The following is a 19,830-nucleotide window of genomic DNA, read 5'->3' as shown; positions in this document are numbered from 1 at the left end:
CCTCTACGGTGTCATTTATTTTTGAGGCAACGCGATATTCCCCCATCCAGAACCGTCGCCGTTGCCCCGATTCCGAGACGATCGACGCCCTGCTCCAAATAGGCGACCGCGGTGGCCCAATCGCGGATGCCACCGGAGGCTTTTATTTTCATCCTGCCGCCGACTGTCTTAATCATGACATCGATGATTTCCAGCGTGGCGGAGGAGGAGCCGAAACCCGTGGAGGTTTTCACGAAATCCGCGCCGGCTTCGAAGGAGAGTTCGCAGGCCTTGGCGACTTGCTCCAAGGTGAGATAGCAGCTTTCCTGAATGACCTTCACAATCACGCCGGTTGCATGGGCGACTTCGACGACGGCCTTGATGTCGTCGCGCACGAAGTCGTAGTTTCCGGAGAGGAACTGGCCAATGTTCATGACCATATCGATTTCCTGCACGCCGTCTTCGATGGCTTGCCTGGCCTGTGCCGCTTTCACCGGGGTTGCATCCGCGCCATGCGGAAAACTGAGCACGCACGAAACCAGGACGGGCGAATCCTTGAGCAACCCGGCGGCAAGCTTTACGTCGCACGGCCGCACACACATGCTGGCCACACCGCGCTCGATGCACAGGCCGGCATTGTCGCGTACGTCCTGTTCGGTTTGCTCCGGTTTAAGCACGGCGTGGTCGATGGTGGCGGCGACTTGTTCAACAGTATACATAGTCAACTCCTTTATGCGCGGCCCGCTGAACCAAATTTGTTCATCTTGGCGGCAATGTTTTTCTTCATGGCGGCGTGAGGCTTTTCGTTCACGCCACGGGCGTGGGCAAAGTCGGCCACTTCCTTCGACGAAATTAGCATTGATTTCCCCTATCTCTTCCTTCCTGTTAAACCTGTTCGACCAACAAACCGGCTTCTTCAAGCGCATGGCGTGCGCCGGCGGGCAACCCCGTGTCGGTAATGAGCACATCGATGTTTTCCAACCCCATGATGTGCGCGAACCCCGCCCGGCCATATTTCGACGAATCGGCCAGCAGGATGCGTTGGTCGGATTGCGCGGCGGCGACTTTCACAATCTCCGCCATCTCCACCACATCGGCGGTGATGCCCTTCCCGAGCGAAACGCCGTCGGTGCCGAGAAAGGCCTTGTTGGCATGGAACTGCTGCATGTCGCGCGTGGCATTGGGCCCGAGCATCGCCTCGCCGGCGGCGCGGAATTCGCCGCCGACCACGGTCAGGCGTAGCGCCGGGTTGATGCGCGCCTGGGGGTAGATGAGCGTCGAGTTGGTCACAATGTGGATGTCGCGCTTGCCGAGCAGATATTTCACCATCAGCGGCGTGGTGGTTCCGGCGACAATCATGATGTTGTCGCCATCTTCAACATGGTCGGCGGCGGCCTTGGCGATGCGTTCCTTTTCCTCGACCATGTTTTTCTGGCGCTCCAGGATGGAGGGGTGGAAAGCGGGGAAAGCGCCGCCGCGCGTGCGAACCACCAGCCCCTTGTCGGCCAGCGCCTTCAGGTCGCTACGGATCGTCACGGCCGAAACCTCCAGCATTTCGCTGATTTCCGTAACCGTTTTCCCGCTGTCTTCCGATAGAATCCGCAGGATTTCCTTTTCCCTGCCCATCATCTGAACCATTGCGCCACCCTTTTGCATTGCTTTCATTTCGCTTGTGCAAGCATTTCGTTCTAACCACCCAACGTCTTCAATTCAAGTTTTTAGACAAAAAATATGGAAATCAATCTGCGCTTGGAAATTGACGGGATATCGAGGTGAACCTAAACTGTGTTGAGTTTATAACCGAAAAGGGAGGCAGGACGTGCCGGATCAGGAAAAACGCAAGAAGGGTTACAAGAAGAACGGCAAACTGGAAAAGAAACACTATGAGTCGGAGCTGGCCCGCTTGCAGGTGGAACTGGTGAAACTCCAGGAATGGGTCAAGTACAAGGGGCTTAAGGTGGTCGTCCTTTTCGAAGGTCGCGATGCCGCCGGCAAGGGCGGCGTGATCAAGCGCATTACCGAAAGCCTGAATCCCCGCGTTGCCCGGGTGGTCGCGCTGGGCAAGCCGACGGAGCGCGAGGAGACGCAATGGTATTTCCAGCGCTATGTGCCCGAGCTTCCCGCCGCAGGCGAAATTGCCCTGTTCGACCGCTCCTGGTACAACTGCGCCGGCGTGGACCGCGTGATGGGATTTGTTACGGAAGACCAGGTTCAGGAATTTTTCAAGTCCTGCCCGCAGTTTGAGCGCATGATTATCCGTTCGGGAATCATCCTGATCAAATATTGGTTCTCAGTCAGCGACGAGGAACAGGAAAAGCGGTTCCTCTCGCGGATCGACGATCCCACCAAACGTTGGAAGCTGAGCCCGATGGACTTGAAATCGCGCGAAAAATGGGCGGAATATTCCAAGGCCAAGGATGACATGTTCGAGCACACGGATATCGAAAAGGCCCCGTGGTGGGTGGTGGAGGCCGACGACAAAAAGAAAGCGCGCCTCAACTGCATTTCGCATCTGCTCAGCCAGATTCCCTATGAAGACCTCACACCGGAATCGATCAAGCTGCCTCCGCGGGCGGATGACGGTTCCTATGAGCGCCCACCGCACGAGGAACAAAACTTCGTACCGCATATCTATTAAGGCTACATGTCCAACGGCCTTGGACTTTTTGGGCGGGGATAGATGATTTTCGTCACCGAATGGGTTTCCGGCCGCCAGCCTCGACAACCGGGCAGTCCTATTCCGGGAAAGAGCCAAAGGCAGGATTGCGGCGACTGAGCAGGAAGTGGTGCCTGACCACCTGCAGCAGGAGCCAGGCATCGCGAATGGGTGCGACGTGGCTGCGGCGCTTGCGGTTGTAGATGGTCGATACCCGCACCGAGTCGATCCGGATATGCCGAAGGGCGGCGTGCACCAGCACATCGAATTCAAAAGCGAACCGCGGCAGGTCGCTCATGATGAACGGCAACACATCGGTGCGGTAGAAGCGGTAGCCACAGGGTGGATCCGCCACATAGATCCTTACCAACCGGTTCAGGATCCAAGCCATGGTTCGGTTCGTCCAGCGCCGGATATAGGGCATGCCGGTCGTGTCGGCCATGCGGTTGCCCACCAGCACGGGAATCCGGGTGCGCTCGTAGGCATCCAGAAAACACCCAATCTCGGCCGGGTCATGCTGCCCGTCGCCATCCACCACCACCACGGCGTCGAAGCCTTGGTTGCACACATGCTCGAAACCGCGCTTGAGCGAAGCGCCTTTACCTAGGTTTTCCGAATTGCGCAGGACACGTGCTCCGGCCTGTTCGGCCAACGTTGCCGTGTTGTCGGAGGAACCATCATCGACCACAACCACTTCGCAGGCCTGGTGCTCGATGATGCCGCGAACCACCTGCCCAATGTGCCCAGACTCGTTGAACGCGCAAACCAACACGCAAAGTTTTTCAATCTTCCCGGTTTGGTTTGCGTGATCCATGGCGCGGCATCCCGGTCAGGCAGTGACCATGTTATCGGCCCGGTAGGACGAGCGGACGAGCGGGCCTGAGGCGACGGCCTCAAAACCGATTTTGTAGGCGGCGTCCTCGAAGTCGGTAAATTCCTTTGGGGTGACGAAGCGCTTTGTCCGGGCATGGTCGCGCGTCGGGGCCATGTATTGCCCGATCGTCAACAGGCGGACACCGTGGTCATAAATATCCTGTAGGCATTCCATGACCTCTTCGTTCGTTTCGCCAAGCCCCAGCATGATCCCGGTTTTGACCTTGATGGAACCATCGCCGTATTCGGAGGCATGTTTCAAGATCTTCAGCGACCGCTCATAGGTTGCCCCGGAACGGATCGAGCGCTGCAGCCGCTTCACGGTTTCCACGTTGTGGTTGAACACCACCGGCCCGGCATCCAGCACCTTGAAGAGCAGCTCCTTGCGCCCGAGGAAGTCCGGCGTCAGCACTTCGACGGTCACTTCCGGCATGCGTGTTTTGATCGCCATGATGGTCTGCGCAAAGATTTCGGCGCCGCCGTCGGGCAGGTCGTCGCGGGTGACACTAGTGATCACCACATGCTTGAGCTTCATGGTTTCGACCGCTTCGGCCACGCGCTGCGGCTCTTCGGTGTCGAGGCCGTCCGGCTTGCCGGTGGCAATCGAGCAGAAGCGGCAATCGCGCGTGCAGACATTGCCGAGAATCATGATGGTTGCCGTGCCGTGGTTCCAGCACTCGTGCCGGTTCGGGCATTTGGCATCCTCGCAGACGGTGTGCAGGCCGTTTTTCTTGAGTGTGGCATGCGTTTCCGCATAGTCCACATCGGTTTGGATCGGGCGTCGCATCCATTCCGGGATGCGTGCGGGTCGTACTGTTTCAGTGGTATCAATCATTCATTTTCTCCGTTTCACCCCTGAAGCACCCCCGCAGACATTCACTGGCAAATCGGGGGAAACATAGCAGAACCTCCGTCCGGGGAAACAAAATTTAACGAAATTGAAGCCCCTGCGAGCTCCAGCGTTCCGTCCGCGTTGCAGCGGTACCCGTGCAAGTCCCATCAATAGATCGCGGAGATTCCAACGAACGGGCCTTCGAGCGAAACGTCTGCAGCGATTTCGCTCGTGGTTCCTTGCAGATCCACCGCGAAGTTGACCAAGCGGTAGCCACCAACGAGATCGAGCTTGAAGCGTCTATCGACTAAGCGATAGCCAAGATCGACCTTGTAATCGGAATAGACAATGTTTGCGCCATCCACATCGAGACTGAGTCCATTTAAAGCGAAACCATAAAGAAACCGCTTATACCTGCTATTGAAGTGCATGCGCAAGAAACCGAAAGGGAGCTGCCCGTCGTATACCAGGGCGGCACCCACCTCCGGGCTGATGCTTAGATCGACCATGGTTTGGCCCAGGCCAAAGCCGATGCCGAACACCGAGTCGCGGGTTTGGACAAAGTTGTAGTAGGCGCTGGCGAGCAGCATATCCACATCGATCTTCGTCTCGAGCGGTGTTTCGAAGAACAAGCCGGCATTGGCCCCGGATCCTGCGACCAGCGCCGATCCAGCTCCCTCGAACGAGGTAGGCATGTAGTTTATCCCAATGCCGAAACGCTTGTATTGCGCGGCGATGGCGAGCATCGCGCCCTGGCTGTCGTCCACGCCCATGGCATCGCCGGTGGTGACCATATGGCCGTATGCCCCCTCGGAGATGGCATTGTGGCTAACAATAGTGCCATCCAGTGAGCGGGAGCTGTAGACGACATTACCGGAGAAATGCCAGTTGGATGGCTTTTCCTGGGTTTCGCCATTCGAAACCAAGGCGAATCCGAGCAGGCCAACGATGATGCAAATGCGTTTCATGTTGTTCCCCAATCCTGCTTACAGGCCGGCAGTGTAGGTGATGAATGCGGCCACACCGGAGATTTCGGAGGCCCCGCCAACATCGGTGAAATCGATATCGCACCAGTTGCCGCGGATGCCCGCGCCCAGATAACCCCCCGGATGAACCTGCAACTCAAAACCCGTGCGGGCATAGGCGCCCCAGCCGAACGAGGTATCGGAATGGGAGGTGTTGACATAATCGCTCTCGGAATTGTAGTAGCCCAGCATGATCAATGGGCCCGCCCCGATGTACAGGCGAAGCTTTTCGCCCAAGGGAAGGTTGGCATAGACACCGCCGGCAATATCGAACATCCATAGGTAGCTCGACACATCGACATAAACATTCTTAACCCCGCTGTAGGTATTCACATCGTCGAACTTGAACCCGAGCAGGAAAGAGGCTTCCATGCCGAACTGGAGCTTTTCGCCTTTAGGCAAGGTGGCCCACGCGCCACCGAGCTGCGGGAGGGTCGACATATCGACCTCCACTGAATCGCCAGAACCGTTCTCGCTGGTGAACAACAGGTCGTCGTATCTAATTCCACCGAGCAAAGCCTGGATGGTGTAGGGTTTGCTGTCGTAGCCGTACTGGTTCGCGTGCGCGGTGAATGCACCCATCATGCACAATATGCCGGCGGTGATCGAGGTTTTCGTTTTCATTGGTTTATCCTTTCCCTTGGTTGTTTAAAAATCGTATGCGAGTGAAAAAATCAGTTGGTAGTCGTCCTGCTCCGGCGTCCGCCCGGAGGAGTCCGCGGTGGGTTCTTCAACGCGATCCCATACCAGGGAAACATCCAAGTCCAGATCGTCGCCGATCAGATCCATCGATAGCGTGGTGACCAAGTGGTGCGTGTAGGTTCCGTTCGACTCGTTGAGTACCCGGCAGGAATAGTCGAGCAGATAATCTATGTTCGAGTTGAGTTCATAGTCAAACATTGTGCCGGCCTCGAAATAAGGGGATTCCGATGCCTCGTCGCCTCCGGCCTCAACCGAGATATATTCGGTGCGCTGGTAACCGGCGCCGGCGCCGACCGACCATTCCAGCTTCGGATTGTGGAACAGATAATAGCCCACCCCGGTATGCACCGAATACTGCTGGTCGATGTTGCTGAACTTATCGCGATAGAATTCCGCCTCGACAATACGCCAGTAGACACGCGAGCTGAGGAACACATTGGCGTCCATGCTCAAGCGCTGGTTGTTCGCGGTTTCCTCGTTGCGAGTGCCGCTGTAGTTGGCAAGGTAGTCGAGATTGTAGCGGGTCAGCGCGGTCTGCCGTTTTAGGTTGGCGGAAACGTTCGCGTCCATCGTCTCCGAGTTGCCTCCGCGCATGTTCACACCGATGGATAGGCTGCCCGACCACTTGTTGCGTTCGTGTTCCGCCCGCTGGGCAATGGCAACGATTTCCTCGCGCGGGAAATCCACTGATTCGCCATCGTTGTGGAGAAAAATCCTATCGTGCTCCAGCTCCAGTTGCCCGGTAAAGATTTTCGCTTCGCCCCTCGTTTTCTGGACGAGTACGCGCTGGACATTGCGGGTGCGGAGGCGGATCACGTCTTCGAAATCGAAATCCAGCAGCTCCATTTTGTCGCTGTCAAACTCGAGGCTTTGGTCATACATCACCTTTAGATCGCCCTTGAGCCACTCGCCGGAATCCAATTGAATCCAGTCGAACTCCGAGTCGGGCGGAGGGTCGAAATCCTCCCAGGAGTCGGCGGCATGGCCCAATCCGCAAAGGCCGATGACCACGGCTCCGATGATCGCCTTCAAACCATCCCCTGGATTATTCGTTCCTCTATGCTCAAATCCAGTCATGTTACGAAGGATTTTTTCACCACAGAAGACACGGAGGCGCAGAGGTACGGGACACTCTGTGCCTCCGTGCTCTCTAGCAAAGCGGGTGGTTAAATTTTGCTCCGGCTCTGCTGGGTTCGGTTTTTTTATTCGTGCAAACAGCGTTCCATTCCTCCAGTTTTAGAAAACCATCGTTGCCTTCAGCATCCCGCGCGCCTCCAGATCCCAGACGATGCCGTCCACCACCCGCTCCATGTTGGAGGCCTTGGAATTGAAGCTGTATACCTCTTTCAGGCCGCTCCAAACCATTTTCCCGGAGCGAACATCGAATATCGATGTTTCAATCGTGTTGTCAAGGAAGCTGGCGGCCGCTTCATCCAGCTGATAGGAACTGCAATAGGTGGAACACGATCCGCTTGACGTCGCGTAGGTTTGGTAGGAGACGCCGTAAGGCACCAACTGGGTCCGGTCGACCGAGCCGACCCGGTGCGTGACAATCAGGGTTTGCACCTGGTTCCGCTTCAACAGGTTTTCGATCTGCTTCTTGTCGAGCTCCGTGAAATTCGTGACCGCGGCACGCAGGGAAACCGCGGGCACAAAGTTGCGGAGGCGTTCGGCGAAGATGGCCTCGAACTGCCCGGCGAGGTATTCATCCTCGAACGTGGCCAACACCGCCGTCTTTCCAATGGAGTGCTCCTGGAACTCCGGATTCACCCACGAATGGGTTTTGAGCGAGGAACACCCGCTCAGCAACAGGCCACTCACCGCCGCAACGGCGATTAGGCAGTAGACCCTCTTCGAGCATCTATTTCTGGTCTTTGGTAAAAACAGCGTTCCATTCCTCCGGCGTCAGGTTGGCCTTCATGGCTTTAAGCGTTTTCAGATCCAGCGCAAAACCCTTGGCTTGATCCGCCTTGAGCTGTTGCGCCACCGCATCGAAATCCTTCCCCGTGGATTCAAAATCAATATGGGTTTCCAGCAGCTGGACGAAATGATCCGTCACCGATCCGGCAACCTCTTTCATGCCATCCATGTGGGCACCGGTGGCCTCGAGAACCGCTTCACGCCGATCCTCATCCTCCACCGCGTGCTTAATGTTTTTTTCCAGATCCGCCGTCCAGCCGCTCCCGGCGGCGCCTCCGAGCATCAACAGGGCAATTAGTGCAATGAGTGCTGCAATCATTTTAGTCTCCTAGAGAAAAGCGATGTTCTTGAGTTCGTGGTAGTGGGCGGTAAGCTGTTCCCACTCCTCGGCGGAACAATGCTTGCGCAGTTCCAGGCTGTGGGTCTTGGCGGCCGAGCATAGGCGGCCTAGACTGGCGGCGACATCCTGCTGCAGTTCCTTGAGTTGCGCATCGGTCGTTTCATAGTTCCTCAGAGCCGTATCGTAGCGTTTCCGCGCCTGTTCCGAATCGGATGCAATGGCATGAATCTCCGTCTCGAAAGAGTCCATAACCGCCAGCATGGTGGACCGCCGCTCCGGATCCTGGATCGTCTTTTCTATGGCCGCGCGGTTTTCATCGCACTGCTTTGTTATGGCCTGCTCCGGCGAGACGGTTTTGCACCCCGTCAATGCCGCCAGCAGAACCGTGGTCATCATGATACGCTTGAACATGGCGTCTCCTTGGATTTAACGCCGGGGATCGATTCCCCGGCGCACGGGGTAGATCAGGGTTTATAGTTGCTGTATGGTCCGCCGACGCGGTCGTAGGTGTTGTCGAGTTCATCCTGGAGGATCATGGTCTTGCCATTGTCGGTGGTGAAAACCAGCTCCTTTCCAAGCTCGATGCTTCGGAATTTCCAACCTTCGGGCAGCTCAAGGCGTGAGCCGAGATCCTTCAAATCCTCGAACTTCTGATCGGGGAATTTGACATTGCTCATGGCTTTCATGCACCAGGTGTTGCCGTCCGGATCGTCCAGCAAGTAGACACGGGTGCCTTTACGGATGCCCATGCTGGTATCGCGCAGGGCATTCATGCTCTCATAGGGAACATGCACCCCCTTCAGCATGGCCGGCGGAATCGGGAACCACATGACCCAGTGCGCCTTGAGCCCCTGGAAATCGCGTACCTTGCCAGCCTTCACACCGAGATAATCGATCGTCCAACGACGCGGACCGTTCTTAACCACGCTCAGCGCCTTGTTGTCTTTCTTTACCTGTTTCAGGTCGATGGCATCCAGGATTTCCAAAGGAGAGCTGTCGCCCGGCCCTTTCGGATCCGCACCGTTCATTCCGACGGTATTGTAAACCCCCGCCGTCACGTTCTTGGTGAGGCCATTGCCGTAGACGAGAAGAATTTCGGTGTAGCGGCTGCCGCCAATACCATCGAACTTCATTTCCGTCAGTTCGGCATTGTCCGGCGGGATGGCTTTGCAGCCGGCCAAGAGGGCCAGTGCGGCCATGGCCGAAATTTTTACGAGGGTCTGTTTTTTCATTATTTTATTCCCCTTGCTTTTCAACCGATATGGCCACCATCTGGGTGGATTCGAAAACAATCTTCTCTCCGAGGCGGTGCTGGGTGAGGTCGATGTCGTCGCGCACGGCAACCGTGGTAATGCTACCGTCTTCGAACATCAGCGAGGCGGTTCGGGACAACCCATCGAGCGCCACAACAACGGCCGTTTCCCGTACCGTATCAATTGCGATGGCTCCGGGCTGTTCACCTTCGGCCGCGGCAACCACAACGGCTTCCTCACCATCGCCGAGTTCGGCGTCCGATGAGCCCATCGCGATGACCAGTTCCTCGGTTACCACGGCTTCGACCATGTCACCCTTCTTGATTTGGTTGAAGTTGACGGCTTCGGGGCCCACGGCAATCACTTCCACGATACCGCCCGGCAGCAGCAGGGCCACCTCGCGGGCTTGATAATCAATCCCGACCACCTTGGCCTGGATTTCCAGCGTGCTGACCACCACACCGCCCGGTACGCCTTCGGCCATGCCAACCACCACATCCATTTCCGCCGCCGGCTTCTTATCTGCAGCCGAGGTTGCAAGCACCAGTGCCAACGCACCCAGAACCACACCTGTTTTCATTCCAAACATTTTCATTCTCTATTTCTCCCTTGGGTTACTTTTGATTTTCCACATGTTCAACCGAGATGGCAACCGCCTCGAACATATCGATCACGACCTGGTCGCCGACCGTGGCTTGGTTCATTTCAATATCATCGCGCACGGTAAGGGTCTTGGTGGTGCCGTCCTTCAGAGTCAGGTTGATGGTGCGTGCTTCGGCATCGATCGCCGTAATCGTAGCCGTAACGCGAACCGCAGCAGCCACTAGGCCAGCCGGCATTCCCCCTTGCCTGGAGAGCAGCGCAACAACATCCGCGCTATCTTTCAAGTCGGCTTCGGAGGAGGCCAGCTGGAAGACGACTTCCTCGGTGATGACGGCATTGATGATGTCGCCCTTCTTCACCTGGTCGAAGTTAACGGCCGACGGATCGACCTTGGTCTTGACCACGGAACCGCCCGGAATCAGTAGCTTGACCTCGCGCTTCCTGTAGTTGATGTCGAGCACCTTGGCCTGCACCGCCAGGGTATCGACCACGGCACCGCCGGGAATGCCTTCCACCGCAACCGCGGCAACGTTTTCCTCGGCCGCGAGCCCCTTGGCCTCTTCCTTATACTTTGCACTCTTGCAGCCCGACGTCAACAATGCGCCCCCGACACAAACGACTCCAACCATGGCACATACATTTTTCTTCATTCTCTTCTCCTGTATTTGGTTTTGTTTCTGGTCAGTTTTCTCTTCGTTTTCATCTCTAAACTACTTCTCTTGATTGGGGGTTGATGCCTTCGGCGTCTTCTCCCCTGTTTTATCCCGAGTTTTGATTGGATAAGATGGGGTCGTTCCAAGCCCTTTTGCCGCACGCAAAAAAAACAGGGAAGACCCCATGAAAAATGATCTAAGGAAACTGCTTCGCTGGGTATGTCGCAAGCTTACCTACAACGATCTGGCTTCGGTGGTGCCGGTGCTGCTCGAAGTACTCAACGGTTCAAGGCAGGATATCGAACTCAAGCCGCAGGAAGTGCGGCCTCCGCACTATCGCCAGTTCCGGGTCGATCCTCAACCGCCGCTATGCGAACCATTGCTGCCGCACGCACCGCAAAAGGACTGGGAGGAGCTTCAGGCCGACCATTTGCGCGCCACGGGAAAAACAATCGCCAAGGTAGCGCGTCGGACGGGTTCGCCCATGCCGCCTGAAAAATGCCGATGCCGGCACTGCCATGCCCCCGTGCGCTATCTCTACCTCAACAACGGAAAGCTTGGGTCGCAGGTTCAGTGCAAGATCTGCAAAAGGACTTCGCCAACCGACAAGCCCCGGCGCGAAAGCAAGGCGCGCTACTGGTGCCCGCATTGCGGCTATGCACTCTTTCGATGGAAGGAGGATGGCCTGTGCACCGCCTTCAAGTGCCCGAACGACCACTGCCCCGTCTACGTACGGAACCTCGCCCAGCTCACGCCCGAAGAGCACGCCATGCGCAAAGCCGGAAACACCAGCCAGTTCAAGCTGCGCTACCTCTTCCGCGAATACCACTTCGCCTCGCAAGACCTTCCGCTCAAACGCCCCGAAGACGCCCCGGTCGATCTCAACCGCATCCACCACAGCCTGCATACCCTCGGACTCTGCCTCACCTTCTCCATCAGCCTCGGACTCAGCGCAAGGCTCACCGCCCAGGCGCTCGAACGCGTCTTCGGGATCCGCATCTCGCACCAGACCGTCGTCAACTACATCAAGGCCGCAGCCTGCCAGCTCGCCGACTTCACCGATGAAAACAGTCCCGTTCCCGAAGGAACCTGCGCGGCGGACGAAACCTACATCAAGATCGGCGGGAAAACCCGCTACACCTGGCTCGTCATCACCGAAACACGGCGGGCCATCTGCGGCTACAACCTCTCCGAAACCCGTGGGGCCGAACCGGCGCTCGGACTCATCCAAAGCATGTGCGGCCCGCCGGACGCGCCCCGGGCCGAAGCCTTCGAACTCGTCACCGACGGCCTGCCGTCCTACGACAGCGCCACCGTCGCCTACAACACCGCCGCCGTGGTGGCCGGAGGCGAAGCAGTCCTGAATAAACGTACCGTCATCGGACTCAAGAACCTCGATCCCGAAAGCGAGACCTACCGCGTCTACAAGCAGCTCATCGAGCGGCTCAACCGCACCTATAAATACCACACGCGACCCCGCGCCGGCTTCAAGAGCTTCGACGGAGCCACGGCACTCACCACGCTCTTCGTCGCCTACTACAACTTCATGCGCCCGCACGGCAGCCTCGGCGGGCATCCGCCCGTCGCGATCGCCTGCCTCAAAGGCAAGAGGCTCTACCCCGACATGTGGGTCGAGCTCCTCCGGCAAGCCGCATGAACAATCAAAACTCGGATGTCAAAGAACACGAGGCTTTCGCCTCAGCTACCCACAGCCCCGCTGTGCGTCGCCGCCCTCATCAGGGCTAAAAAACAACAATCAAATCATCGCCGACACAGAAACCATCCCCATCAAAAGCCTTCTTTCGGCCCAGTAAGGGGACCCATCTCACCTTGCTTCTCTGCCATCGGCTCTTTCATCGAAAATTTTACAGAACCTTGGTTTTTTATACAAAAATCACAATCAGCAGCAACACGACCCCGTATAGCAACGGGAAAGCCCATCGACAGCCGTGGTCGATCCGGCGGGCAAGGGCCTGGCGCCCCTGCCGATCGAAGGTTCCGACCACCAGGTTGACCAGGGCCGTGGCGCACATCAAAAAAAAGCTGGCCGCAAGGAAGGCATGGATTCGGGTAACGTAGGCGATTTGCGGAAGGAGGTCGCCGACCTTTGTTTGATAGGCCACGGCCGTCAGGATTCCAACGAAGGATGCACTCATTCGATTCCCGAGCGAGGAATGCTCCATCCAGAACACCGACCAGGACAACATGCAGATGACCATGAGCGGCAGCACCACCAACCGAATGATGAACAACGACTTGCGATGCACCATGAAACTCATGGTGACCGAAGAAAAACCATCCCCGGATTCCCTATTATCCGACATCCCGATTCCTGCCAGTTTCCACTGCGGCACCGATACCCGAAGCAGTTGATCGGTTTGATAACCGCTCATTTCGGAAGGCTTCAGCACGACCTCGTCCCGATCAAATCCCAACACCCCGAAATGGAGTTGCAGTTGCTGGGTATCGAATGGAATTTTTCTTAGATCAAACAACGTACGGGCATCGACCGTGATCATCTCCGTCTGCTGGCAACTGCCGTCCGGCGCCACCCGCAGCAATACCCCGTGGCTCGTGTATGTCCCCGCCGTATTGATCGGCATCAGCTGCGGAAACCAGGACGGGGATACTTTGTTAAACTGGAAGGTGCCGTTATATATTTTTTCCGCGCACCCGGCCTTCTCCGGGTCAAAGGCCAGACGGCTGTCCTTCCAACGAAGCGTCAGCATTCCGGAAATGCAAAACGTTTCGCTTTCTTCATCGATCGCATGGACATCCTGCAAATCGAACCCGACGCGAACCACCACCGGTCCATCTGCTGGTGGTGGCGTCAACATGGGCTCCAGGGGAAGCGGCTCCCCTTCCATTGCCCAGGTCAACGAAGCACACAGCGTAGACAGGATAAACATCCACATCCCTATTGTACGCTTAGCCATCATGCCTTTCCCATAATCCTCGCGGGCGCTACCACCGGAACGATCCGCCGAGAACCGGGCCACTGTATTCCATGGTCTCGATTCCCATGTCCGCCACGTCGTAATACATATAGCGCCAAGCCGCCACGATTTCAGCCCAGCCGAATGAATAGCCAAGCCCCACCGCCCCCTGCCAGGTGAAGTCGGAATCGCCCGCGCCCACATCCAGTTCGTAGGGAACAAATATGGATTTTCCGGGACCGAACATCAGTCGGCCGCGCGTGCCGATGATGGCATCCCAGTTTTCCACCTCAACCGTTTGACTGCCCGACCGGTCGGCTACCGTCACCGAGTTAACCGTACCGTTCAGCTTCCAGTCCAGGGTTTGGTCCACATCGAAGTAGCGGGTGCCCGCAATGACATTCATCGTCAGCCAGTCTTTCTCCACCGCCTGGTAGGTGCCGGCCAACGTCCAAAACAGATTTTCCAGCACCAGCCCCACATCGGCACTCGCATTGGCCGGCAGCTGCTGGTTGCCGACGGTAAAATCCTTCGTTCCGGATTTTGATCCCTCGATATCCATGTAGACGAAATCCGTCAGCACCCCCCACCTCCCTTTCCGGGCCTCGAACGAAACCATCAGGACGGCCTCGATGTTATCAAGTACATCCTCGACGTTGACCGTGAACGAGTCGCTACCCCCCGGTGGTGTAAAAGCCAACTGCCCGGACATATCCGGGAACCAGCCATAGATGCTGGCACCGAACTCCCATCCGTCGTTTTTTTGTGCTTCTTCTGCCAATCCCCCCGTTGCCGGGAGCATGAGTGCAGCCACAGCCGCCATGATGAATTTTGATGTATTGCATTTCATAATTTCCTCCATATCTTTTGCCTAGTCTTCCGCCGGGTTGGCGTGCATGGCGTCCTGCAGTTTTTTGATGTCTTCCGGCGATAGTTCCGGCCGGTCGATGGTGAGCGTCAGTTGGTCGAGTGTGCCGGTGAAGCGGAAGGGGCACTTGTAATCCTTGTCGGAAACCGGGGAACCGGTGTCGGCACCCACATCGAAGCTTTCGCACCACTGCATCAGCATCGGGATGGTCTTGTCGATCTTCTTGGTGGCGACCACCTGGCCGTCCACCTTGAGGATGCCGGCACCGCCCTGCCCCAGTCCGCTCGGGCTGCCGTACTGCAGGGTTGCGGCGCCGAGTCCGTCGTATTGGAAGTCGAACTCAAGCGTATGCTTCCCGGGAGCCAGCGCAGCCGCACCTTCCCACTTGAAGCGTTGCATGCCGAGCAGGTTGTAGGTGAAGGTGGGTTTCCCTTTCAGCAGATAGAACCCGTAGCCGGCAAAGCGGCCGCCGTGGGTCACAAGCATGCCTTCGGCACCGCCTTCGGGAACCACGACCTCGGCCTTAAGGTTGAACGACGAGGCCAGCACATTCGGCGCGTTGCCGTTGGGGGTGCCGGTCACTTCCCCGGAATAGTTGAACACGGAGCGGCCGGCCGAAAGGTTCGGGCGCGGCAGCAGCGAGCGGGTGAAGGTGGTGGTGTCCATTGGCAGCACCTGGTTCTTTTCCGCCTCTTCCCAGAAAAGCTTTTCGAGTTCCGTCACCTTCTCGGGATACTGGGCGGAAACATCGTTGTATTGCGTCCAGTCCTTGGAAAGGTCGTACAGCTCCCACGGCCAGGTCGAAGGATCGCCATAGTTTTTACCGCTGTTGTCCCACGGCGGGCGCATCACTTTCGTGCTCAGGATCCAGCCGTCGTGATAGATCGCATGGTCGCCGATCATTTCGAAATATTGGGTCTTGTGTGTCGAGGGTGCGTCGGCATTCTGTTCGTCGAAGGTATAGAGCATGCTGACGCCATCCATGGGATCCTGGGCGATGCCATCGATCATTTCAGGCAGCGGGACGCCGGTGGCTTCCATGATGGTAGGGGCAATATCGACCACATGGTGGAACTGGTTGCGGATACCGCCCTTGTCCTTGATCACCTTCGGCCAGGAAATGGCCGTGCCCTGCTTGGTTCCGCCAAAGTGCGAGCAGACCATCTTCGTCCACGAGAACGGCGTTCCGAACGCCCACGTCCAGCCGACGGACATGTGCGGATAGGTCTGGTCAGAACCCCACACGTCGTAATACTGCATCTGCGCTTCGACCGGCAGGTGCAGTCCCTGCACCGACGCGATCTCGTTCGGCGTGCCGGTTGCCCCGCCTTCGGAGCTGGTGCCGTTGTCGCCGGTGATGTAGATGATTAGGGTGTTGTCGAGCCGCCCCAGATCCTCGACCGTCTGGATCACGCGGCCAATCTCGTGGTCGGTATAGGCCACATAGGCCGCAAACACATTTGCCTGCTTGATGAACAGTTTCTTTTCCTGTTCAGAGACCTGATCCCATTCCTTGATTAGATCCTTCGGCCATGGGGTCAGCTTGGCATCCTGCGGGATGACGCCGAGTTTTTTCTGGTTGGCGAAGATGGTTTTGCGAAGCTCATGCCAGCCATCGTTGAAGAGTTCCATCTTGCTGATTTTTTCGATCCACTCTGGAGTCGGGTGGTGCGGCGCATGGGTGGCGCCGGGGGCATAATAGAGGAAGAAGGGTTGATCCGGGCTCAGCGCATCGACGGTTCGCATATAATCAATCGCGTCATCCGCCATGGCGGTAACCAGGTTCCAGCCGGGTTCGTTCTCGTAGGGATGAATATAGGTGGTGTTGCGCACCAGGTTGCCCGGTTGCCACTGGCTGGTGTCGCCGCCCATGAAGCCGTAGAAATAGTCGAAGCCCAATCCGAGCGGCCACTGGTCGTAGGGGCCGATCTTGCTGATCTGGATGTCCGGCGTGTTGTGGTTTTTGCCGAACCAGGAGGTCACATAGCCATGGCCTTTGAGGATGCGGGCAACGGACGCCTTATCCTTGGTCATTAGACAGTTGTAGCCCGGATAGCCCGTCGAAAGCTCAGGGATTGCGCCGGTGCCCATGCGGTGATGGTTGCGCCCCGTGATGAGCGACGCACGCGTCGGCGAGCAGACTGCGGTGGAATGGAAGTGGGTGTATCGCAGGCCGTTATTGGCCACGCGATCCAAGGCCGGCGTAGGGATAACGCCGCCGAACGTGCTGGACACGCCATAGCCCGCATCGTCGGTAATGATCAGCAGCACATTGGGCGCATCCTTACCTTTCGGTGCCACAACCGTGGGCGGCCAGTAAGGGGTTGAATCGATCGCGTTGCGCTCTATCGTTCCGCCAAAGTGGTCATCCACCGGTGGAGGGAGCTGCTTGCCGTCGAGGGTCGTTTTAGCGCTGGGCAACCCCGGCGTTCCTATCACCCTCGATTGATCTGTCTCGTTAGTTTTGCAGCCGGCCAAGCCGGTCGCCACCAAGGCTATGCCAATCATTATTCTGTATGTCTTCATGTCTCTTCCTTCATTTTCTATTAAACACTGGTGGGCGAGGCTGGCCGGTATGGTTCCTGACCCTACGGAATATAGTTTGAGCACCCGTCGCCAAGATAGTCGTAGGTGTTTTCAAACTCATCCTGCATCACCGTTGCAACGCCGCCGGTCGGTTTAAGCACCAGATCCTTCTCCAGCACTTTCACACGCGTGGAGAATCCTTCGGGCAGCTTTTTGTAGCGTTTGCCGAGATCTTTCAGCGTTTCATAGCTCTGTCCATAGCTGTCCCGATACGCTTTCATAACCCAGACTTTTCCATCCGGATCATCCAGCAGGAAAACTTCCTTACCCGCTTTGAAGGTAAAGGTGGATTTGCGCTCTACGGGACATCTTTTGTAGGTCAGGAAGCCCGGCTTCATTTCAATGTTGGCCGGCATATGACTCGAGGCCATCCAGTAATAATCCATGCCGTCGAGTTCACGTACGGCACCGACAGGAATCAGCATCTCATCCATAATCCAATGCCGCGGCTGGTTGAAATATATCCCATCCAGCTTGTAGTGCTTTATAAGCCCTTCGATATCCAGCTTAGACAACAGTTCATCCGGACAGGAATCCTTCGTCTTTTCCATGCCGTTTAAACCGGTCGGGTTATAGACATTCAATTCATTCTGGTCGCCCTTAACCCGAATAAAGAACAGTTCACAGAACCGCGCATCACGCAGGTTCTTGATCGGAATGTTAACGGCTTTTGCTCCATCCGCTTCATAGTCGAGATCCGCCGGCCCCTTTTTAGGAACATCGATATCCGCACCTGTACTTTTGCATCCCGAAAAGGCCATAAGGCCAGTAAGTGCCAATCCAGTTATCATGTATTGGGTTCGTTTCATTATTTTATCCTCGGTTAGTTATGGTTTCTGGTCAGTTTTCTCTTCGTTTTCATCTCTAAACTACTTCTCTTGATTGGGGGTTGATGCCTTCGGCGTCTTCTCCCCTGTTTTATCCCGAGTTTTGATTGGATAAGATGGGGTCGTTCCAAGCCCTTTTGCCGCACGCAAAAAAAACAGGGAAGACCCCATGAAAAATGATCTAAGGAAACTGCTTCGCTGGGTATGTCGCAAGCTTACCTACAACGATCTGGCTTCGGTGGTGCCGGTGCTGCTCGAAGTACTCAACGGTTCAAGGCAGGATATCGAACTCAAGCCGCAGGAAGTGCGGCCTCCGCACTATCGCCAGTTCCGGGTCGATCCTCAACCGCCGCTATGCGAACCATTGCTGCCGCACGCACCGCAAAAGGACTGGGAGGAGCTTCAGGCCGACCATTTGCGCGCCACGGGAAAAACAATCGCCAAGGTAGCGCGTCGGACGGGTTCGCCCATGCCGCCTGAAAAATGCCGATGCCGGCACTGCCATGCCCCCGTGCGCTATCTCTACCTCAACAACGGAAAGCTTGGGTCGCAGGTTCAGTGCAAGATCTGCAAAAGGACTTCGCCAACCGACAAGCCCCGGCGCGAAAGCAAGGCGCGCTACTGGTGCCCGCATTGCGGCTATGCACTCTTTCGATGGAAGGAGGATGGCCTGTGCACCGCCTTCAAGTGCCCGAACGACCACTGCCCCGTCTACGTACGGAACCTCGCCCAGCTCACGCCCGAAGAGCACGCCATGCGCAAAGCCGGAAACACCAGCCAGTTCAAGCTGCGCTACCTCTTCCGCGAATACCACTTCGCCTCGCAAGACCTTCCGCTCAAACGCCCCGAAGACGCCCCGGTCGATCTCAACCGCATCCACCACAGCCTGCATACCCTCGGACTCTGCCTCACCTTCTCCATCAGCCTCGGACTCAGCGCAAGGCTCACCGCCCAGGCGCTCGAACGCGTCTTCGGGATCCGCATCTCGCACCAGACCGTCGTCAACTACATCAAGGCCGCAGCCTGCCAGCTCGCCGACTTCACCGATGAAAACAGTCCCGTTCCCGAAGGAACCTGCGCGGCGGACGAAACCTACATCAAGATCGGCGGGAAAACCCGCTACACCTGGCTCGTCATCACCGAAACACGGCGGGCCATCTGCGGCTACAACCTCTCCGAAACCCGTGGCGCCAAACCGACGCCCGGATTCACCCAAAGCATGTGCGCCCCACCGGCCGCACCCCAGACCGACGCCTTGGAACTCGGCACCGACGGCCTGCCGTCCTACGACAGCGCCACCGTCGCCTACAACACCGCCGCCGTGGTGGCCGGAGGCGAAGCAGTCCTGAATAAACGTACCGTCATCGGACTCAAGAACCTCGATCCCGAAAGCGAGACCTACCGCGTCTACAAGCAGCTCATCGAGCGGCTCAACCGCACCTATAAATACCACACGCGACCCCGCGCCGGCTTCAAGAGCTTCGACGGAGCCACGGCACTCACCACGCTCTTCGTCGCCTACTACAACTTCATGCGCCCGCACGGCAGCCTCGGCGGGCATCCGCCCGTCGCGATCGCCTGCCTCAAAGGCAAGAGGCTCTACCCCGACATGTGGGTCGAGCTCCTCCGGCAAGCCGCATGAACAATCAAAACTCGGATGTCAAAGAACACGAGGCTTTCGCCTCAGCTACCCACAGCCCCGCTGTGCGTCGCCGCCCTCATCAGGGCTAAAAAACAACAATCAAATCATCGCCGACACAGAAACCATCCCCATCAA

21 protein-coding genes are annotated in these 19,830 nt (G+C 57.1%); 3 read left to right on the top strand and 18 right to left on the bottom strand.

Annotated elements, in window-relative coordinates; translation table 11 throughout:
- Positions 1 to 11 precede the first annotated feature (11 nt).
- The 3 genes from deoC to E9954_RS05090 are packed head-to-tail and all read right to left on the bottom strand — an operon-like array spanning position 12 to position 1,644.
- The gene (deoC, locus tag E9954_RS05095; RefSeq protein ID WP_136078140.1) at positions 12 to 698 is read right to left on the bottom strand and encodes a deoxyribose-phosphate aldolase; all 687 of its coding nucleotides are present in this window, start codon (positions 696 to 698) and stop codon (positions 12 to 14) included.
- An 11-nt stretch (positions 699 to 709) separates the two neighbouring features.
- Entirely contained in the window at positions 710 to 838 is a 129-nt protein-coding gene (locus E9954_RS33450; RefSeq protein WP_281281193.1) for a hypothetical protein, read from the bottom strand.
- A 26-nt stretch (positions 839 to 864) separates the two neighbouring features.
- Positions 865 to 1,644 carry a DeoR/GlpR family DNA-binding transcription regulator gene (locus E9954_RS05090; RefSeq protein WP_222847061.1) on the bottom strand — a complete coding sequence of 260 codons (780 nt, stop codon included), beginning with the start codon at positions 1,642 to 1,644 and terminating at the stop codon, positions 865 to 867.
- A gap of 154 nt (positions 1,645 to 1,798) precedes the next feature.
- Between E9954_RS05090 and ppk2 the strand changes: the two genes are divergently transcribed.
- Entirely contained in the window at positions 1,799 to 2,617 is an 819-nt protein-coding gene (gene ppk2, locus E9954_RS05085) for a polyphosphate kinase 2 (RefSeq protein WP_136078138.1), read from the top strand.
- 97 nt (positions 2,618 to 2,714) lie between these two features.
- Here the strand turns inward: ppk2 and E9954_RS05080 are convergent, their stop codons facing one another.
- The 11 genes from E9954_RS05080 to E9954_RS05030 all read right to left on the bottom strand — a co-directional run bounded on the left by E9954_RS05080 (position 2,715) and on the right by E9954_RS05030 (position 10,833).
- Complete coding sequence (locus E9954_RS05080; RefSeq protein ID WP_136078137.1) at positions 2,715 to 3,449, bottom strand: glycosyltransferase family 2 protein; 735 nt, start codon at positions 3,447 to 3,449, stop codon at positions 2,715 to 2,717.
- A 15-nt stretch (positions 3,450 to 3,464) separates the two neighbouring features.
- On the bottom strand, positions 3,465 to 4,343 hold the full coding sequence (lipA, locus tag E9954_RS05075) for a lipoyl synthase (protein WP_136078136.1): 879 nt from the start codon (positions 4,341 to 4,343) through the stop codon (positions 3,465 to 3,467).
- 164 nt (positions 4,344 to 4,507) lie between these two features.
- Positions 4,508 to 5,308 carry a hypothetical protein gene (locus E9954_RS05070; RefSeq protein ID WP_136078135.1) on the bottom strand — a complete coding sequence of 267 codons (801 nt, stop codon included), beginning with the start codon at positions 5,306 to 5,308 and terminating at the stop codon, positions 4,508 to 4,510.
- Positions 5,309 to 5,326: 18 nt separating this feature from the next.
- Positions 5,327 to 5,989 (bottom strand): outer membrane beta-barrel protein, encoded by a 663-nt coding sequence (locus E9954_RS05065; RefSeq protein ID WP_136078134.1) that lies wholly within the window; start codon positions 5,987 to 5,989, stop codon positions 5,327 to 5,329.
- Positions 5,990 to 6,013: 24 nt separating this feature from the next.
- A complete protein-coding gene (locus tag E9954_RS05060) occupies positions 6,014 to 7,099 on the bottom strand; it encodes a DUF481 domain-containing protein (RefSeq protein WP_168441981.1) in 1,086 nt (361 codons plus the stop codon).
- A 204-nt stretch (positions 7,100 to 7,303) separates the two neighbouring features.
- Positions 7,304 to 7,888, bottom strand: a complete 585-nt coding sequence (locus E9954_RS05055) for a hypothetical protein (protein WP_136078132.1) — start codon at positions 7,886 to 7,888, stop codon at positions 7,304 to 7,306.
- A gap of 40 nt (positions 7,889 to 7,928) precedes the next feature.
- Complete coding sequence (locus tag E9954_RS05050; protein WP_136078131.1) at positions 7,929 to 8,306, bottom strand: hypothetical protein; 378 nt, start codon at positions 8,304 to 8,306, stop codon at positions 7,929 to 7,931.
- A 9-nt stretch (positions 8,307 to 8,315) separates the two neighbouring features.
- A complete protein-coding gene (locus E9954_RS05045) occupies positions 8,316 to 8,738 on the bottom strand; it encodes a hypothetical protein (protein WP_136078130.1) in 423 nt (140 codons plus the stop codon).
- Positions 8,739 to 8,791: 53 nt separating this feature from the next.
- Complete coding sequence (locus E9954_RS05040) at positions 8,792 to 9,559, bottom strand: hypothetical protein (protein WP_136078129.1); 768 nt, start codon at positions 9,557 to 9,559, stop codon at positions 8,792 to 8,794.
- 4 nt (positions 9,560 to 9,563) lie between these two features.
- Positions 9,564 to 10,175, bottom strand: a complete 612-nt coding sequence (locus E9954_RS05035) for a hypothetical protein (protein WP_136078128.1) — start codon at positions 10,173 to 10,175, stop codon at positions 9,564 to 9,566.
- Between the two features lie 19 nt (positions 10,176 to 10,194).
- Positions 10,195 to 10,833: a hypothetical protein gene (locus E9954_RS05030; RefSeq protein WP_136078127.1), complete on the bottom strand. Its 639-nt coding sequence runs from the start codon at positions 10,831 to 10,833 to the stop codon at positions 10,195 to 10,197.
- Between the two features lie 187 nt (positions 10,834 to 11,020).
- Here E9954_RS05030 and E9954_RS05025 point away from each other — a divergent pair, with 187 nt between their 5' ends.
- Positions 11,021 to 12,493: an integrase core domain-containing protein gene (locus E9954_RS05025; RefSeq protein ID WP_136078126.1), complete on the top strand. Its 1,473-nt coding sequence runs from the start codon at positions 11,021 to 11,023 to the stop codon at positions 12,491 to 12,493.
- Positions 12,494 to 12,719: 226 nt separating this feature from the next.
- Here the strand turns inward: E9954_RS05025 and E9954_RS05020 are convergent, their stop codons facing one another.
- The 4 genes from E9954_RS05020 to E9954_RS05010 form a co-directional block, all read right to left on the bottom strand.
- Positions 12,720 to 13,745, bottom strand: a complete 1,026-nt coding sequence (locus tag E9954_RS05020) for a ligand-gated ion channel (RefSeq protein WP_168441980.1) — start codon at positions 13,743 to 13,745, stop codon at positions 12,720 to 12,722.
- A gap of 55 nt (positions 13,746 to 13,800) precedes the next feature.
- Positions 13,801 to 14,622, bottom strand: coding sequence for a hypothetical protein (locus tag E9954_RS32300; RefSeq protein WP_168441979.1), 822 nt, complete (start codon positions 14,620 to 14,622; stop codon positions 13,801 to 13,803).
- Between the two features lie 21 nt (positions 14,623 to 14,643).
- Positions 14,644 to 17,166, bottom strand: a complete 2,523-nt coding sequence (locus E9954_RS05015) for an arylsulfatase (protein WP_136078124.1) — start codon at positions 17,164 to 17,166, stop codon at positions 14,644 to 14,646.
- A gap of 62 nt (positions 17,167 to 17,228) precedes the next feature.
- Positions 17,229 to 18,035: a hypothetical protein gene (locus tag E9954_RS05010; RefSeq protein ID WP_136078123.1), complete on the bottom strand. Its 807-nt coding sequence runs from the start codon at positions 18,033 to 18,035 to the stop codon at positions 17,229 to 17,231.
- 187 nt (positions 18,036 to 18,222) lie between these two features.
- Between E9954_RS05010 and E9954_RS05005 the strand changes: the two genes are divergently transcribed.
- The gene (locus E9954_RS05005; protein WP_136078122.1) at positions 18,223 to 19,695 is read left to right on the top strand and encodes an integrase core domain-containing protein; all 1,473 of its coding nucleotides are present in this window, start codon (positions 18,223 to 18,225) and stop codon (positions 19,693 to 19,695) included.
- Positions 19,696 to 19,830 lie beyond the last annotated feature (135 nt).

It is taken from the genome of Pontiella desulfatans, from assembly GCF_900890425.1.
Lineage (GTDB): Bacteria > Verrucomicrobiota > Kiritimatiellia > Kiritimatiellales > Pontiellaceae > Pontiella > Pontiella desulfatans.
Note: the sequence above shows the minus strand (reverse complement) of the source record. Positions and strands in the feature narration are given on the sequence as shown.